The 13,772-nt window shown below is 38.2% G+C and carries 29 protein-coding genes; 22 read left to right on the top strand and 7 right to left on the bottom strand.

Going from position 1 to position 13,772, the window contains the following annotated elements:
* Nucleotides 1–3: 3 nt before the first annotated feature.
* The 7 genes from BGO42_RS15500 to BGO42_RS15530 all read right to left on the bottom strand — a co-directional run bounded on the left by BGO42_RS15500 (nt 4) and on the right by BGO42_RS15530 (nt 5,895).
* Nucleotides 4–1,692: an ABC transporter ATP-binding protein gene (locus BGO42_RS15500; RefSeq protein ID WP_273244177.1), complete on the bottom strand. Its 1,689-nt coding sequence runs from the start codon at nt 1,690–1,692 to the stop codon at nt 4–6.
* Between the two features lie 14 nt (nt 1,693–1,706).
* On the bottom strand, nt 1,707–2,420 hold the full coding sequence (locus BGO42_RS15505; protein WP_273244179.1) for a 3'-5' exonuclease: 714 nt from the start codon (nt 2,418–2,420) through the stop codon (nt 1,707–1,709).
* Nucleotides 2,421–2,442: 22 nt separating this feature from the next.
* Entirely contained in the window at nt 2,443–3,600 is a 1,158-nt protein-coding gene (locus BGO42_RS15510) for a serine hydrolase domain-containing protein (RefSeq protein WP_273244181.1), read from the bottom strand.
* A 72-nt stretch (nt 3,601–3,672) separates the two neighbouring features.
* The gene (locus BGO42_RS15515; protein ID WP_273244183.1) at nt 3,673–4,149 is read right to left on the bottom strand and encodes a methylated-DNA--[protein]-cysteine S-methyltransferase; all 477 of its coding nucleotides are present in this window, start codon (nt 4,147–4,149) and stop codon (nt 3,673–3,675) included.
* Nucleotides 4,150–4,234: 85 nt separating this feature from the next.
* Entirely contained in the window at nt 4,235–4,624 is a 390-nt protein-coding gene (locus BGO42_RS15520) for a c-type cytochrome (protein ID WP_177730765.1), read from the bottom strand.
* Nucleotides 4,625–4,628: 4 nt separating this feature from the next.
* Complete coding sequence (hemB, locus tag BGO42_RS15525) at nt 4,629–5,603, bottom strand: porphobilinogen synthase (protein ID WP_177730763.1); 975 nt, start codon at nt 5,601–5,603, stop codon at nt 4,629–4,631.
* Between the two features lie 127 nt (nt 5,604–5,730).
* Nucleotides 5,731–5,895, bottom strand: a complete 165-nt coding sequence (locus BGO42_RS15530) for a hypothetical protein (RefSeq protein WP_177730761.1) — start codon at nt 5,893–5,895, stop codon at nt 5,731–5,733.
* Between the two features lie 198 nt (nt 5,896–6,093).
* Between BGO42_RS15530 and BGO42_RS15535 the strand changes: the two genes are divergently transcribed.
* From BGO42_RS15535 to BGO42_RS15635, 22 genes are all read left to right on the top strand, one after another.
* Entirely contained in the window at nt 6,094–7,923 is a 1,830-nt protein-coding gene (locus BGO42_RS15535; protein WP_177730759.1) for a helix-turn-helix domain-containing protein, read from the top strand.
* Between the two features lie 636 nt (nt 7,924–8,559).
* Nucleotides 8,560–8,718, top strand: coding sequence for a hypothetical protein (locus BGO42_RS15540; protein ID WP_273244187.1), 159 nt, complete (start codon nt 8,560–8,562; stop codon nt 8,716–8,718).
* Between the two features lie 87 nt (nt 8,719–8,805).
* The gene (locus tag BGO42_RS15545) at nt 8,806–8,997 is read left to right on the top strand and encodes a class I lanthipeptide (protein ID WP_177730755.1); all 192 of its coding nucleotides are present in this window, start codon (nt 8,806–8,808) and stop codon (nt 8,995–8,997) included.
* A gap of 79 nt (nt 8,998–9,076) precedes the next feature.
* Nucleotides 9,077–9,271 (top strand): hypothetical protein, encoded by a 195-nt coding sequence (locus BGO42_RS15550; RefSeq protein ID WP_177730753.1) that lies wholly within the window; start codon nt 9,077–9,079, stop codon nt 9,269–9,271.
* Nucleotides 9,272–9,426: 155 nt separating this feature from the next.
* Nucleotides 9,427–9,582 (top strand): class I lanthipeptide, encoded by a 156-nt coding sequence (locus tag BGO42_RS15555; RefSeq protein WP_177730750.1) that lies wholly within the window; start codon nt 9,427–9,429, stop codon nt 9,580–9,582.
* A 12-nt stretch (nt 9,583–9,594) separates the two neighbouring features.
* A complete protein-coding gene (locus tag BGO42_RS15560; protein ID WP_177730748.1) occupies nt 9,595–9,753 on the top strand; it encodes a class I lanthipeptide in 159 nt (52 codons plus the stop codon).
* Between the two features lie 12 nt (nt 9,754–9,765).
* Complete coding sequence (locus BGO42_RS15565) at nt 9,766–9,936, top strand: hypothetical protein (protein ID WP_177730746.1); 171 nt, start codon at nt 9,766–9,768, stop codon at nt 9,934–9,936.
* A gap of 311 nt (nt 9,937–10,247) precedes the next feature.
* Nucleotides 10,248–10,424, top strand: coding sequence for a class I lanthipeptide (locus BGO42_RS15570; protein WP_273244191.1), 177 nt, complete (start codon nt 10,248–10,250; stop codon nt 10,422–10,424).
* A gap of 22 nt (nt 10,425–10,446) precedes the next feature.
* Nucleotides 10,447–10,623 (top strand): class I lanthipeptide, encoded by a 177-nt coding sequence (locus BGO42_RS15575; protein ID WP_177730742.1) that lies wholly within the window; start codon nt 10,447–10,449, stop codon nt 10,621–10,623.
* A gap of 240 nt (nt 10,624–10,863) precedes the next feature.
* Complete coding sequence (locus BGO42_RS15580; RefSeq protein WP_177730740.1) at nt 10,864–11,034, top strand: class I lanthipeptide; 171 nt, start codon at nt 10,864–10,866, stop codon at nt 11,032–11,034.
* Between the two features lie 9 nt (nt 11,035–11,043).
* Nucleotides 11,044–11,205: a hypothetical protein gene (locus BGO42_RS15585; protein ID WP_273244194.1), complete on the top strand. Its 162-nt coding sequence runs from the start codon at nt 11,044–11,046 to the stop codon at nt 11,203–11,205.
* Nucleotides 11,206–11,221: 16 nt separating this feature from the next.
* Nucleotides 11,222–11,383 (top strand): hypothetical protein, encoded by a 162-nt coding sequence (locus BGO42_RS15590; protein WP_177730738.1) that lies wholly within the window; start codon nt 11,222–11,224, stop codon nt 11,381–11,383.
* 193 nt (nt 11,384–11,576) lie between these two features.
* Nucleotides 11,577–11,762 (top strand): hypothetical protein, encoded by a 186-nt coding sequence (locus tag BGO42_RS15595; protein WP_177730736.1) that lies wholly within the window; start codon nt 11,577–11,579, stop codon nt 11,760–11,762.
* A gap of 37 nt (nt 11,763–11,799) precedes the next feature.
* Nucleotides 11,800–11,976, top strand: a complete 177-nt coding sequence (locus tag BGO42_RS15600; RefSeq protein WP_273244197.1) for a class I lanthipeptide — start codon at nt 11,800–11,802, stop codon at nt 11,974–11,976.
* Between the two features lie 157 nt (nt 11,977–12,133).
* Entirely contained in the window at nt 12,134–12,295 is a 162-nt protein-coding gene (locus BGO42_RS15605) for a class I lanthipeptide (protein ID WP_273244199.1), read from the top strand.
* 34 nt (nt 12,296–12,329) lie between these two features.
* Nucleotides 12,330–12,506 carry a class I lanthipeptide gene (locus tag BGO42_RS15610; protein ID WP_177730730.1) on the top strand — a complete coding sequence of 59 codons (177 nt, stop codon included), beginning with the start codon at nt 12,330–12,332 and terminating at the stop codon, nt 12,504–12,506.
* Between the two features lie 155 nt (nt 12,507–12,661).
* Nucleotides 12,662–12,814 carry a class I lanthipeptide gene (locus BGO42_RS17930; protein WP_353681434.1) on the top strand — a complete coding sequence of 51 codons (153 nt, stop codon included), beginning with the start codon at nt 12,662–12,664 and terminating at the stop codon, nt 12,812–12,814.
* An 11-nt stretch (nt 12,815–12,825) separates the two neighbouring features.
* Complete coding sequence (locus tag BGO42_RS15615) at nt 12,826–12,984, top strand: class I lanthipeptide (RefSeq protein ID WP_273244201.1); 159 nt, start codon at nt 12,826–12,828, stop codon at nt 12,982–12,984.
* Between the two features lie 22 nt (nt 12,985–13,006).
* Nucleotides 13,007–13,159 carry a class I lanthipeptide gene (locus BGO42_RS15620; RefSeq protein WP_177730722.1) on the top strand — a complete coding sequence of 51 codons (153 nt, stop codon included), beginning with the start codon at nt 13,007–13,009 and terminating at the stop codon, nt 13,157–13,159.
* A 24-nt stretch (nt 13,160–13,183) separates the two neighbouring features.
* Nucleotides 13,184–13,336, top strand: a complete 153-nt coding sequence (locus BGO42_RS15625; RefSeq protein ID WP_177730722.1) for a class I lanthipeptide — start codon at nt 13,184–13,186, stop codon at nt 13,334–13,336.
* Between the two features lie 24 nt (nt 13,337–13,360).
* Nucleotides 13,361–13,513 (top strand): class I lanthipeptide, encoded by a 153-nt coding sequence (locus BGO42_RS15630; protein WP_177730722.1) that lies wholly within the window; start codon nt 13,361–13,363, stop codon nt 13,511–13,513.
* Between the two features lie 26 nt (nt 13,514–13,539).
* The gene (locus BGO42_RS15635) at nt 13,540–13,695 is read left to right on the top strand and encodes a class IIb bacteriocin, lactobin A/cerein 7B family (RefSeq protein WP_177730720.1); all 156 of its coding nucleotides are present in this window, start codon (nt 13,540–13,542) and stop codon (nt 13,693–13,695) included.
* The last annotated feature ends 77 nt before the right edge of the window (nt 13,696–13,772 follow it).

Consider the following 13,772-nt stretch of genomic DNA (forward strand, 5'->3'; position numbering starts at 1 on the left):
TATTTAACTCCCTTTCGGGATTGCTGCAATAAGCTTTTTGGTATAGTCTTTTTGCGGATCTGCATATAAAATATCGGCATCAGCCATTTCTTCAATTTTTCCTTTGTTCATCACCAAAACCTGGTCGGACATATATTTAACAACTGCCAGATCGTGGGAAATAAAAATATAGGTAAAGCCAAAATTCTCTTTTAACTCGTTCAGTAAATTCAATACCTGTGCCTGTACCGAAATGTCAAGTGCCGAAACCGATTCGTCACAAACGATTATTTTGGGCTGCAGAGCAATGGTACGCGCGATTCCGATACGCTGCCGTTGTCCGCCGGAAAATTCATGCGGGTAGCGGTTAAAATATTCTTCTCCCAGGCCAACCCGTTCCAGTATTTCGATTGTTTTTTGTTTGCGTTCGGTATCATTTTCATACAAACCGTGTACCTGCATCGGTTCCATGATGGCTTTTCCAACCGGGATTCTCGGATTCAGGGAAGAATACGGATCCTGAAAAATAATCTGTATCTCTTTTCGCAGGGAGCGGATTTCGGAAGTGGTCAGGTTGGTAATATCTTTTCCTTTGTATAGAATACGTCCGGCTGTTGCTTTGTCCAGCTGTAATATTGTATTTCCCAAAGTCGATTTTCCACAGCCGCTTTCTCCTACCAGTCCGAGCGTTTCGCCTTCATATATGGCAAAACTGACATTGTTGACCGCTTTAAACGCCGTTTTTTTGCCAAATAAACCGGCCGTTGAAAAGTACTCTTTTTCAACGTTTTGCACTTCTAATAATGGCGTTTGTGCGTATAGTTTTTTATGATTTTCGGCTCGCTCTTCCGGAGTAATGATCGTATTGTCAATGCTGTTGTCCAGGAAATTCTGAATTGTTGGCAAACGTTTTACGCGGACTTCCAGTGACGGACGGGAAGCGATTAATGCCCTGGTATAATTGTGCTGCGGATTTTTAAAAATCTGATGGGCGGCACCCTGTTCTACAATTTCGCCTTTGTACATCACCAAAACGCGGTTGGCAATTTCGGAAACCAAAGACAAATCATGGGAAATGAACAAAATGCTCATTCTGGTTTGCTGCTGTAATTCTTTCAGCAATAGAATAATTTCCTTCTGAACGGTAACATCCAGAGCGGTTGTGGGTTCATCGGCAATTAAAATCTTGGGTTTACAGGCAATGGCCATGGCTATCATGACCCGTTGTTTCTGTCCGCCCGAAATCTGATGCGGGTATTTGTCAAAAATAACTTCCGGATCGGGAAGTTTTACTTTTTCAAAAAGGGCAATGACTTCCTGTTTGATCTCTTTTTTAGAAAGCGAAGTGTGCTGCTGTAATATTTCGGCAACCTGATAACCGCACTTTAAAGAAGGATTTAACGAACTCATCGGTTCCTGGAAAATCATGGCAACATCATTTCCCCTGAATTTTTGCAGTTCTTTTGGCGTCAGGTCAGCGATATTTTTCCCTTCAAAAAGGATTGCGCCTTCCGAAATTTTTGAAATCGCTTTCGGAAGCAGGCCCATAATAGCCAGGGAGGTCACCGATTTACCGGATCCGGATTCGCCTACAATTCCCAGGATCTCATTTTCATGCAGCTGAAAGGAACTGTTTTTAACGATAGGTGTCCAGTTTCCTTCTTTTTTGAAAGCAACTGTTACATGGTCTATTTGTAAAAGTGGGGTTTTCATTACTGCAAATGTAATTAAACGAAGATGATTTCTTCTTCAATTAGTAAATCTTCCCTTCGCAGGCGCAATAAAATCTGGGCTACGGCGATAACGTCTTTTTCGCAATACCGGATGATGCGGTCAATATCTTTTTCAACATAAAAAACATGGGCGACCTCACTTCCGTCAATATCGTCTTTAGGAGAGGGAATACCCAAAATGTTTGCCAGTAATTTTAAAGAAGTATAATGTTTGAAATCCCCGAATTTCCATAATTCCATAGTGTCCAGATGCGGAATTTCCCATGGCTTTTTGCCAAACAAATTCAGTTTCGGGGGAATGCTAAGCCCGTTGATAATAATTCTCCGGGCAATAAACGGAAAGTCAAACTCTTTGGCATTATGACCACACAGGATGTGCTGCGGTTTGTTAAAATGGTTACTGAGCAGATTGCTGAAATCTTTCAGGATGGTTATTTCGTCTCCGAAAAAAGAGGTCACGCGAAAATGGCGTATGTCGCCCCGGAAAGTAAAATAACCGACAGAGATACAGATAATCTTTCCAAATTCGGCCCAGATACCGGCTCTGTCATAAAATTCTTCCGGCGTAAAGTCGTCTTTGCGCTGGTATTGTGTTTTGGAACTGAACAGTTCCTGTTTGGTTTCGTCTAAGGCTTTGAAATTTTCTGCTTCCGGTACGGTTTCGATGTCCAGAAAAAGAATATTTTCGAAATGGATTTTTTCTAACATGGCTTGTATGGGGTAAATCGTTTTATTTTCTTTTTTCAAGCATTTTATAGGCTTCTCCTACATACACATAGAAATCATTACTATGCGGGTCTGTTTCGGTCTGTAATCCTTTTAAATGCCCTAAACGGACAATGATCAGGTTGTCTTCCGGAACGACAATTACAAACTGGCCTAAGTGACCGCGCATATAATACATTTTTTTTCCAAGATAGGTATGCAGCCACCATCCGTAACCATATTCCGGAGCATCGGCAAAACGCGGTGTAATGGATTTCGCTACAAAGGTACTGTCCAGTATTTGTTTTCCGTTCCATTTTCCGTGTTGTTTGTACAGTTTTCCGAAACGGGCAAAATCACGGGCATTGCTGGCAATACAGCAGAAGGCTTTTTCAATACCGTCCGGTTCGTGATCCAGTTGCCATAAAGCATCGTTTTCGGCACCCATTGGCTGCCAGAAATTTTTGGAAACATAATCGGAAAGGTATTCGCCGGTTGCTTTTTCAATAACCATGGCCAGTAATTCGGTAGCACCGCTCAGATATACGAATTTTTTCCCCGGCTGTTCCGTTACTTTCAGTCCCAGGATTACTTTTTTCAAATCGCTGTCGAAATAGGCACGGGTCACAATCGAGAAAGGGCTGTAATAATGTTCGTCCCAGTTTAAGCCGGAGGCCATGGACGACAAATCGCCAACGGTGACGTCTTTGGCATATTTACCCTGCATTTCCGGAAAGAAATCGGATACTTTCTGGTCAAGGCTTTTTATTTTTCCATCCATAATGGCTTTTCCGAGGCTGGCCGAAACAATACTTTTAGCCATCGAAAAGGAATTGGATTTAGAATCTTTTCCGTAACCGTCGAAATAGCTTTCATGCCAGATACTGTCGTTTTTAATGATCAGGTAGGCTACCGTTTGCAGTTCCTTGTGTGTTTTGGCAAGTTCCGGAGTGGCCGGAACAGCATTATAGTCTTTGGCAATAGCCCAGGGCTGTGCGGTTCCTTTTTTTATTTCTCTGTTTGGAAAATCTTTATAATCCTCTAAAAAGGCAGTGGTATATCCTTTAAAATAAATGGTTCTGACGGCGCGTAATAAATAGTCAACATCAAAAATATACATGATGATAATAATACTTGCCAGAACGACAGTAAACCAGATCAGGAATTTTTTAAGGAATTTCATAAGTACAGCATTAACGACGTGTCTTACGAATTTAAGGAAATTATTGATAGTTTTTGAAATTCGGCCGGGATATTAAAAAAGAGTTTGCTGCTTGATGGGATTTTCATGATCCAGCAGCCATTTTTTGCGCCACAAACCGCCGGCATAACCGGTTAAGGAACCGTCGGAGCCGATAACCCGGTGACAGGGAACGACTATCCACAACGGATTTTTTCCGTTAGCCGCCGCTACAGCACGGATGGCTTTTACATCGCCCAATATTTTGGACAGTTCCAGATAGGACATTGTTTTTCCGAACGGAATGTCCAGCAGCGCTTTCCATACTTTCTGCTGAAATTCGGTACCAGCCGGATTTAGCTTAAACGTAAATTCCGTTCTTTTTCCCTCGAAATATTCTTCCAGTTGTATTGCAGCTTCCTGAAGGTGTACCGGATATTGGTCTGGTGCTGAAATATTTCCGTCATTGCCGGCGGTTATTGCCGAAATGCCGTTTTCATCACCGTCAATTTTTGTGATTCCAAGGGGTGTTTTTATAAAAATAGTGTCCATCGGATAAAGATACTTTTTTGATTTGTTTCCTGCAATTCAAAATGTTAGCTAAAAAAAAGCCATCGAAAGATGGCTTTTTTAAATTTTATTTGGAATGGCTTAATATATAAGCTTCTAAAGCTTTTAATTCTTCTTCCGGCAGGTTTTTGGTAATGGCAAAATTTGCTTTCATTAACTGGTATTGTGTAGGATCTACAATCGGATCGCCTTTTTCTTTCAGAAATTCGACTATGCTGGCACCTTCTTCTTTGTATATCCGGGCAATTTCTTTAATGCTTGGCCCGATTATTTTCTGATCCGGTTTGTGACAGGAATAACACATGCCTTTACCGTCAAAGATTTCCTGGCCTAATTCCAGTTGTAACTGGGCTTCCGTTTTTTTAGTTTCGGGATATAGGGAAGGTTTTTTTTCTTCTTTTTTATTGCAGGAAGCAAGCAGTGCAATACTGCTGATGATCAATACTACTTTTTTCATACGGTTACTGCATTAGTTTTGCCGCTTCTTTTGCAAAATAGGTGGAGATAATACTAGCTCCGGCTCTTTTAATACAATACAGTTGTTCCATCATGATCTTATCGTGGTCTAACCAGCCTTTTTCTGCAGCGGCTTTAACCATGGCATATTCTCCGGAAACCTGATATACTGCTACGGGAACGTGTACGGTGTCTTTTATTTCCCTAACGATATCCAGATAGGCAATACCCGGTTTTACCATGACAATATCTGCTCCTTCTTCTACATCGTCCAAGGCTTCTTTTATGGCTTCAATACGGTTGGCATAATCCATCTGGTAGGTTTTCTTATCGCCAAATCCCGGAGCACTGTCTAAGGCATCGCGGAAAGGTCCGTAAAAAGAGGAGGCATATTTAGCGCTGTAGCTCATGATTCCGACATCGTGAAAACCGCTTTGTTCCAACGCTTTCCGGATGGCAAGGATTCTTCCGTCCATCATATCGCTGGGAGCAACAAAATCGGCTCCGGCTTCGGCATGGCTCACACTCATCCGGGTAAGGGCGTCTACCGTTGCATCGTTGATGATTTGTCCGTTTTCAACGATTCCGTCATGTCCGTAAATAGAATACGGATCCAGAGCTACATCCGGCATTACAATCATTCCCGGTACAGCGTCTTTAATCGCTTTAATGGTTTGCTGCATCAGGCCGTCTTTGTTCCAGGCTTCTTTTCCGGTATTGTCCTTTAACGAATCGCTGACCTTTACATAGATATTGACCGCTTTGATTCCCAAATCCCATAATTCTTTTACTTCTTTTACCGTTTGGTCTAACGAACGACGGTATATGCCCGGCATGGAAGGAATTTCGATTTTTATGTCTTTTCCTTCTGCAACAAACATTGGAAACATGAAATCATTTGGACTTAGCGAAGTTTCTCGAACTAATGAGCGAATGGCATCATTTGTTCTCAGCCGTCTATTTCTGTGTAATGGAAACATAATAACTTGTTTTTAGTGTGTTGCAAATTTAGGTATTTAAAATGTCTTGGTAACAGGGATTATTTTCATTAAAATAAGTTTAACATATAGCCAAAAAAAAGAGCCTCCGTTGAGGCTCTTTTTCTTGTTATGGTCTTGTGGGGTGCGTGGTAGGACACAGTAAGGAAAATATTCCGCTTCTGTCCGGATCCGTTATATCGTTACCTCCTTTTATCTTAGAACAATCTTTTTTTGAAAGTTCAATGATTGCTGTTTTTTTGAACGAAAGTAAATTGTTTTTTGTAGTTTTCATAATGTGTGGGTTTTTGTGGGTTTTTATTGATTACCCAAAACTAGGTCTAAATACCTGACAATCAAAGGGTAGTAAGCCGAAATTTATAAAAAAACACACCGTTTTTCGACTTTGTAATTTGTTATAAATCAATGCGTTAACCGGGTATTGCCGTTAATAAAAAAACATTATTTTTGTATTATAAAAACCTGTTAAAATATGTTGTTATCCTCAGTAAAAAGAATTCTTTTTTGTTTAATTGTATTGTCTTTTCAAACGATTTCAGCATCAGATTTAAAAAATCAGTTAAAAGATTCTATCCAGAAGTACATTTATAATAACCCGGCACTTGCTAAAAAATACATCCACAGCTATCTTTCTTTAAGTGAAAAAAGAAAAGAAGAGGAGGAGGCGATTATTGCCTACAATTATCTGGGATATGTATGCATGACGCTATCAGAGACTGATAGCGCTTTTTATTTTTGTGATAAAGCAATTATAAAAGCCTATGGATTGAACAATCAGGGTCTGGTGTTGCGGGCAAAAATGAATAAGGCCAGTATGCTGTATCAGGCCTATAATTTTGAACAGTCTTTACTGCTTTATAATGAAGCATTGCAGTTAGCCAACAAATTAAAAGACAATTACAGCGTTCGAAGCATCAGTATCAGTATTGCGAATATTAAATATGAGATCGGGAAGCACAGTGAGGCGCTGGCTGTTTTTAAAAAATATCATGCTGAGGAGTTGTCCAAACCGGAATTGGCTTTGCTGGAACTGAAAATCGCAAAGACTTATTTAAAAATGAATTTACCGGATTCGTCTTTAATTTATATCGATAAAGGGCTTAACTATTGTAAAAAGTTCAATGATAAAGAGCTGGAAGCCTATTTTTTAAATGTAAAAGGGCAGAGTTATATCAAGAAAAACGATTTTCCAAAAGCGGAATTGATTTTAAACGAAGCGTTAAACAAATCGGTAAAAATAAAAAGCAGCCGGATAGAAGCTTCTATTATGCTGAGTTTAGCCGGTTTGCTGACAGAACGAAAAGAGTTCAACAAATCGAATGTGATTTTAAAGCAGGGACTTTTAAAACAAAAGAAATCTGATTTTTCTCCTGAAGAGCTGGCAGATTATTACAAGCTGCTGGCGGAAAACTATAAGGCAGTGGACAGTATCAGCCAGTCCAATTTCTATTATCAGAAGTTTATTGATGAGAATACTAAAAAATCGGCTAAAAAAATCGGTACGCTGGAAGATCTGCACAAACTGGATATTGAAAAAATTGACAAGGAAAAAACCGATGAGGTAAAACAAAAGAATATTTTAATCATTGCCGTGGTGCTGTTAATCGCTTCTTTGGGCTTTTTCTACTATAGAAACAGGAGAAATGAAAGAATGAACCAGGAGAAATTTGATATCCTGATCGGGAAGATCAATGATTTTGAAGCCAAAAAGATATTAGAAGCCCAGGAAGAAAAAGTAACGACCAAGGAAGAGATACTGGAAAGCCAGCTTATTCCGAATATAACCGTCAGTAAAGAAGAGGATATACTGGAACCGGAAGAAGAAGTGACAGCCGGATCGGTGGAATCGTTTGAAGAGGCACTGCAGGAAGAAGAAGATAGTGAATCGCATGATATTGTTCCTTCGGACGCTACCTTTATTATTAAAGACGAAAGAGTTAACGATATCCTTGAAAAGCTGGAGAAACTGCAGGAAAAGAAGTATTTCCTGCGTCAGGACTGTACATTACACAATGTAGCCAAGAAATTGAAGACCAATACAGCTTATCTTTCCAAGATTGTAAACAATGAATTGGGAAAAAGTTTCAGTACCTATATTAATGAACTGAGAATTAACTACGTTATTTTAGAGCTAAAGAACAATTCTAAGCTGCGTGCATACTCTGTAAATTCCATTGCAGACGAGATCGGATATAAAAGTTCGGACTCTTTTACGAAATATTTTAAGGCTGCAACAGGCATTACACCTTCGGTTTACATCAAAAAAATAGAAGAAATGAAGCATAAATCAGAAGCTGCATAAAAATAAAATATATTTTATAAAATACTGTAAATCAATATTTTAAAACCTTTAAAGATGCCTGTTTTTTTATAAAAATAGGCATTCTTTGTTTGTGGGAGAAAAAAAATAGAATTTACTTTGTCCTGTTGATGAATGAGAAATGAGAGAATTTATTCTTAACGTTTTAAAAACATTAACAGATGGGTTTTTAGGTAGCGAAAGTATCTCTGATATGAGTAGCTACTAAAAAAACACAAAAAAATAAAACAGAGCGTGGAAGGCCCTGTTTTATAGAATGAATTACAAAACGAAATCCAACAAATTTAGGTTGGAGTATCTTTACAAAGATAATCTTTTATTTATCAAAGTCAAGCTTTGCATAAAAGATCCCTCCTTAAAAAGTACTACTCACTTCCTTTCGTTGGTAAATTTTACATCCTTAATTAAAAGGATAATCAGAACCGCTTGTTAGCATTTTAAACAGGCGATTTAATGAAATGATTTTATTCCGGCATTGTTGTACCCTCTGTTGTCAGATGTACCCGTCAGATTGACGTTATGCGAATAAAAGGATTGTTGTGTGCTGTTCATACGGTATAGAAGCATTTTTATTGCCTTTGGTGAGCAACAACATGAAAAAGTAAATAATAAAAAGCCATGAAAACGAAAAAAATTATTAATCCGTCACGATTTAAAAGAAACACGATTGTCGAGTTGAACGATGAGACAGAAAAAGAATCCGGATTTTACGCTTCTGTTAAGCGTTTTGTAAAAGCAATTGCCCGAATTTTTGTATCAAAGCAAAAAAAGCAGTAATAAGTTAAAGCAATCCGATTCCCGTGTGATTAGTTATTCAAAAGTATTTTGAACAAAGTATCTATTAACTAAATACAAACACAAATCATGAAAAAGCAAGAAACAAACAAGTTGTTTTTCTCTAAAAATTCATTAGTGGAATTGAACAGAGAGGAGTTAAAAGGAATTAAAGGCGGTACCGGTGTACTGGTTGGAAACACATTAAGCTGCACACTCTGCGTTAATTCCAGCAAAGGGCATTATATGGATGAAATGTACAGCATGGCAATGCCTGAGTAAGTAAAAAAAGCAGGATTACAACGCGTAATTCTTTAAAAACAAATGTTAACTATTTTATAATCACTAAATTTTTTAAATCATGAAAAAAGCAAACAAAGGAATGCTTCATTTTAAGAAGAATTCAATTATGGAATTAGATTTAGCTTCAATGAGAAGTGTAGTAGGAGGCGGAACCACAGTTATTGACGCTGGTGAGCAAACAACCATTATTTGTGGTGATTGTATCCCGTTACCGGGACCAATAAGAAATATTACGAAGTTACAACAGCTGTAAGATTTCTATAGAAGGAAAAATCATTGCCATAATATTTATGAATACATGATTTTTCCTTTACAAAAACCTTTTCCGGTGAGCCTTTTCACGAAAATGCTTATTGGGGAGCGAATACCTTAAAAAACAAAACTGTATTAATTCAAATCAATATCATTATGAAAACAACAACCAACAACAAGTTAGCTTTTGCTAAAAAAGCGGTAGCAGAATTAAACGACCGTCAATTAGAGAATATCCACGGAGGATCTATGGGAGCCATCATCGATTATATCGGGGATAAAATTAAAGATATGATCAAACCTCAGGTTTAAAAAATAACGGGTATGAAAACAACTAAAAACAGCGATAAACTGGCATTTGCCAAGAACGCAGTAGTGGAATTAAATGACCGTCAACTGGATAGTATTAACGGAGGATCCTGGAATAGCATTGTCAACTATATTGGCGATAAGCTAAAAGAAATGATGCAGCCACAGGTTTAAAAATCGAACAGTATGAAGACACAAAGTACAGGTAGCGGACTGGAGTTCACCAAGAGTGATGCCATCGAATTAAACAATCTGGAAACTTTACATGAAAATGGAAGAAATACAATTGTAGTTGAAACCTGTACGGGATGTGTCTGTATATCGGTCACCCGGATAGTACTCTTTGAAGGACTATAACAAACAGTTTCCAGTTTTCGTTTTGAGATAACGAAAGTATTCCCTCATATTTTAACGGACAAATAGGTGTAAGTAGCATGGTAATGCTGTACTGCAGGGGGATTACTATGGATTTTAATTAACAACAAAAAAAACAAAAATATTATGAAAACACAGCAAACAAACAAGTTAGTATTCCAATCAAATTCAGTAGTAGAATTAGATGTAGTGTCCATGGGACAGGTTATAGGCGGAGCCACCACATTTATCTGTGGAGACTGTGTGGTAATCACAAGCCGTATTGAGAATGTCATCGACTAAAAAGTAGCGTCATGAAAAAACAAACAGCGAATAAACCGGATTTCCACAAAAACACATTAGTGGAACTAAATGAAGGAACCATGTCGGCAATTGCCGGCGGAACATCGCTACTGTCTGTCATTGTGGTAACCGGGACATCCCTGATCGCGACGATTGGCCTGGACATGATTGAGCATACAGCGGAATAATAACAAACAAAACTTTTACATCATGAAAACACAAGAAACAAACAAACTGGCTTTTAAAAGAAATGCTATTGTTGAATTGGATATGACTGCAATGAGAAAGATTGCAGGAGGTGCCGATACCAATGACGGACCAACAACATTTATCTGTGGGGACTGTGTGGTGGTTACCCGTCAGCTTGGACACCTGAACCAGTTTTAGGAATAGCCGTATGCCAGAATAATGTAACAATGTGGCGGTAAGTGCAAACAGCCGAATAAATAGTGGCTGCAAGAGCAATGTTTGTAACCGGAACTGTTGTTTTGGAAATAAGAGGATAGATCCAAATAGGACGTTCGCCTTACCTCGCTGTTACACATTTACAATTTGAAAGGCAAGTAGCATAATGTGCTATACTGCAATGGGATTACTATGATTATTAATCAACTAAAAACGTATATCATGAAAAAACAGACAACAAATAAACTGGAGTTTACCAAAAGTGCTTTAGTGGAATTAAACGATGGAAAAATGGCTGCTATTGCAGGAGGAACGTCAACAATATTCATTGGGACAACCTCGCTGATCAATTTAACCGTAGGACATCCGGATCAGGATATTACACTGTTATAAGACAACCGCATGAAAAAGCAAACGGTTGGCAAACCGGAGTTTACCAGGCAGTCACTGGTTGAGTTAAACGAGCAGAAAATGAAAGCAATTGTCGGAGGAACCATAACGCCCAGCGGGACTTTTGTAATCACACTGACATTACAAACCATAACGGAAAGAGTAGATTCATAAAATAAAAAGCAGACAGATGAAAACACAAAGAACAACGAAACTGGAGTTTACCAAGCAATCATTGGTTGAGTTAAACGAACAGAAAATGGCTTCCATTATTGGAGGGACGGTAACAATAGTTGGGGGAACTTCCCTGGTTATGATGACAATGCTGACCATGGTCAACAAAGTAGAATAGTGTCAAATTTTTAAACAAATCGTATGAAAACATCAGAAACAAATAAACTGTCTTTCAAGAGACATGCAGTAGTAGAGCTAAGCAGAAACACGCTTGCATCCATTAATGGCGGGGGTAATTCAATACTGGACGGAATGCCGATATCGACCTGTTTATGTCCTATAATCACAAAAATCACGAAACAACTTCAATAATGAAAAAAGCAAACAAAGAAACGCTTCTTTTTAAAAAGAGCGTGATTACAGAACTGGACCTGATCTTTATGAATGAGATTGTAGGTGGCGGAGATACTAATAACGGACAGACAACACTGATCTGCGGAGATTGTGTATTGGTTCCCGGACCGATAAGAAACTTAACAAAGTTCCAGGCGAATTAAACAAAAAATAAAGCAACAACTATTAAACACCAAACACATGAAAACATCAAACAGTAATAAACTGGCTTTTGCTAAAAGTTCAGTAGCAGAATTGAATCAAATGGAAATGATGGGAATCAATGGAGGCTCCACAATACTTGGTGGTGAAACCTGTCCCGGATGCGTATGTATCCCTGTAAAAACAATTATCCAGAATCAATTTTTAGCGGCATAGTTCCGGCAGAACAAGCAATACTTTTCGTAGCCTTCCACCTGGTGAAGGAGTAAAACAACATTCGACATCACGTAAAACAGTATGTAATGAAAAACAGCGTTTTTCACTTGCACCGGGATAGGTATGGCTTTTTTTAACCAATTAAAAATTTAAAAACATGAAAACACAGCAAATCAACAAATTGGCATTCACAAAGAATGCACTGGTAGAACTTAACAATGCACAATTGTCTGAAATCAATGGTGGTACAGCAACGGTATTTTTCCCGTCATCAATTATTGTAATCACGCTTTTGGACAAAGAACTGGCGAGTAATTAAAAAAATAAAGGAATAACTATTAAACACCAAACACATGAAAACATCAAACAGTAATAAACTGGCTTTTGCTAAAAGTTCAGTAGCAGAATTGAATCAAATGGAAATGATGGGAATCAATGGAGGATCCACAATACTTGGTGGTGAAACCTGCTCAGGATGCGTATGTATCTCTGTAAAAACGATTGTCCAGGATCAATTTTTAGCGGCATAGTTCCGGCAGAACAAGCAATACTTTTCGTAGCCCTCCGCCTGGTGAAGGAATAAAACAGCATTCGACATCACGTAAAACAGTATGTAATGAAAACAGCGTTTTTCACTTGCACCGGGGTAGGTATGGCTTTTTTTAACCAATAAAAAATTAAAAATATGAAAACAGTAAACACATTGAATCGGTTGACATTCATTAAAAACTCATTAACAGAGTTGAATGTTGTTCAATTGAACGAAATCAACGGAGGAACTTCGACATTCTTACCATTATCAATTTTTACAAAGCTAATCATAGAAGCAAGTTCTTAAATCCAGGACACATGAAAACAGCAAACACCGGCAGCAAATTAGCCTTTGCAAAAAATGCCATAGTAGAATTAAACGACGATCAGTTGCAGGATGTAAACGGAGGCTCAATAATATCCGTATCCGTTACCGTAGCGGTAACCACAGCAATGGTCGCATATTTAACAGCATAATTTAACCTTAAAACTAAAAAACATGAAAACAGTAAACACCAACAGCAAGTTAGCTTTCGCTAAAAACTCCTTAGTAGAATTAAACGACGATCAGTTACAGGATGTTAACGGAGGATCCGTAGTTGCCCTATCAATAGCCGTTTCCGTAGCCGTGGTAACCTATTTAGCTTCTTAATTAATAACCTTAAAACTAAAAAACATGAAAACAGTAAACACCAACAGCAAGTTAGCTTTCGCTAAAAACTCCTTAGTAGAATTAAACGACGATCAGTTACAGGATGTCAACGGAGGATCGGTAGTTGCCCTATCAATAGCCGTTTCCGTAGCTGTAGTAACCTATTTAGCTTCTTAATTAATAATCTTAAAACTAAAAAACATGAAAACAGTAAACACCAACAGCAAGTTAGCATTCGCTAAAAATTCCTTAGTAGAATTAAATGACGATCAGTTACAGGATGTCAACGGAGGATCCGTAGTTGCCCTATCAATAGCCGTTTCCGTAGCCGTAGTAACCTATTTAGCTTCTTAAATCATAATCTTAAAACTAAAAAACACATGAAAACAGTAAACACCAACAACAAGTTAGCATTCGCTAAAAACTCTTTAGTAGAATTAAACGACAACCAGTTAAACGACGTAAACGGAGGAGGAACTCCGGTGATCATTGTATCGATCATTATTACAGTATTAATTCCAAGTGAGGCACATTAATCTTAAAACTAAAAAACATGAAAACAGTAAACACCAACAGCAGGTTAGCTTTCGCTAAAAACTCATTAGTAGAATTA

The sequence above is a fragment of the Flavobacterium sp. 40-81 genome (genome assembly GCF_001898245.1).
GTDB classification, from domain to species: Bacteria; Bacteroidota; Bacteroidia; order Flavobacteriales; family Flavobacteriaceae; genus Flavobacterium; species Flavobacterium inviolabile.

Bases quoted from the DNA above. Each gene is read 5' to 3' on its own strand.
- BGO42_RS15545 (WP_177730755.1), top strand. From the start codon at position 8,806: ATGAAAAAGCAAGAAACAAACAAGTTGTTTTTCTCTAAAAATTCATTA.
- BGO42_RS15595 (WP_177730736.1), top strand. From the start codon at position 11,577: ATGAAAAAAGCAAACAAAGAAACGCTTCTTTTTAAAAAGAGCGTGATT.
- BGO42_RS15550 (WP_177730753.1), top strand. From the start codon at position 9,077: ATGAAAAAAGCAAACAAAGGAATGCTTCATTTTAAGAAGAATTCAATT.
- BGO42_RS15500 (WP_273244177.1), bottom strand. From the start codon at position 1,692: ATGAAAACCCCACTTTTACAAATAGACCATGTAACAGTTGCTTTCAAA.
- BGO42_RS15635 (WP_177730720.1), top strand. From the start codon at position 13,540: ATGAAAACAGTAAACACCAACAACAAGTTAGCATTCGCTAAAAACTCT.
- BGO42_RS15555 (WP_177730750.1), top strand. From the start codon at position 9,427: ATGAAAACAACAACCAACAACAAGTTAGCTTTTGCTAAAAAAGCGGTA.
- BGO42_RS15625 (WP_177730722.1), top strand. From the start codon at position 13,184: ATGAAAACAGTAAACACCAACAGCAAGTTAGCTTTCGCTAAAAACTCC.
- BGO42_RS15590 (WP_177730738.1), top strand. From the start codon at position 11,222: ATGAAAACACAAAGAACAACGAAACTGGAGTTTACCAAGCAATCATTG.
- BGO42_RS15585 (WP_273244194.1), top strand. From the start codon at position 11,044: ATGAAAAAGCAAACGGTTGGCAAACCGGAGTTTACCAGGCAGTCACTG.
- BGO42_RS15565 (WP_177730746.1), top strand. From the start codon at position 9,766: ATGAAGACACAAAGTACAGGTAGCGGACTGGAGTTCACCAAGAGTGAT.
- BGO42_RS15520 (WP_177730765.1), bottom strand. From the start codon at position 4,624: ATGAAAAAAGTAGTATTGATCATCAGCAGTATTGCACTGCTTGCTTCC.
- BGO42_RS15620 (WP_177730722.1), top strand. From the start codon at position 13,007: ATGAAAACAGTAAACACCAACAGCAAGTTAGCTTTCGCTAAAAACTCC.
- BGO42_RS17930 (WP_353681434.1), top strand. From the start codon at position 12,662: ATGAAAACAGTAAACACATTGAATCGGTTGACATTCATTAAAAACTCA.
- hemB (WP_177730763.1), bottom strand. From the start codon at position 5,603: ATGTTTCCATTACACAGAAATAGACGGCTGAGAACAAATGATGCCATT.
- BGO42_RS15510 (WP_273244181.1), bottom strand. From the start codon at position 3,600: ATGAAATTCCTTAAAAAATTCCTGATCTGGTTTACTGTCGTTCTGGCA.
- BGO42_RS15575 (WP_177730742.1), top strand. From the start codon at position 10,447: ATGAAAACACAAGAAACAAACAAACTGGCTTTTAAAAGAAATGCTATT.
- BGO42_RS15630 (WP_177730722.1), top strand. From the start codon at position 13,361: ATGAAAACAGTAAACACCAACAGCAAGTTAGCATTCGCTAAAAATTCC.
- BGO42_RS15580 (WP_177730740.1), top strand. From the start codon at position 10,864: ATGAAAAAACAGACAACAAATAAACTGGAGTTTACCAAAAGTGCTTTA.
- BGO42_RS15615 (WP_273244201.1), top strand. From the start codon at position 12,826: ATGAAAACAGCAAACACCGGCAGCAAATTAGCCTTTGCAAAAAATGCC.
- BGO42_RS15530 (WP_177730761.1), bottom strand. From the start codon at position 5,895: ATGAAAACTACAAAAAACAATTTACTTTCGTTCAAAAAAACAGCAATC.
- BGO42_RS15570 (WP_273244191.1), top strand. From the start codon at position 10,248: ATGAAAAAACAAACAGCGAATAAACCGGATTTCCACAAAAACACATTA.
- BGO42_RS15535 (WP_177730759.1), top strand. From the start codon at position 6,094: ATGTTGTTATCCTCAGTAAAAAGAATTCTTTTTTGTTTAATTGTATTG.
- BGO42_RS15600 (WP_273244197.1), top strand. From the start codon at position 11,800: ATGAAAACATCAAACAGTAATAAACTGGCTTTTGCTAAAAGTTCAGTA.
- BGO42_RS15560 (WP_177730748.1), top strand. From the start codon at position 9,595: ATGAAAACAACTAAAAACAGCGATAAACTGGCATTTGCCAAGAACGCA.
- BGO42_RS15605 (WP_273244199.1), top strand. From the start codon at position 12,134: ATGAAAACACAGCAAATCAACAAATTGGCATTCACAAAGAATGCACTG.
- BGO42_RS15505 (WP_273244179.1), bottom strand. From the start codon at position 2,420: ATGTTAGAAAAAATCCATTTCGAAAATATTCTTTTTCTGGACATCGAA.
- BGO42_RS15610 (WP_177730730.1), top strand. From the start codon at position 12,330: ATGAAAACATCAAACAGTAATAAACTGGCTTTTGCTAAAAGTTCAGTA.
- BGO42_RS15540 (WP_273244187.1), top strand. From the start codon at position 8,560: ATGAAAACGAAAAAAATTATTAATCCGTCACGATTTAAAAGAAACACG.
- BGO42_RS15515 (WP_273244183.1), bottom strand. From the start codon at position 4,149: ATGGACACTATTTTTATAAAAACACCCCTTGGAATCACAAAAATTGAC.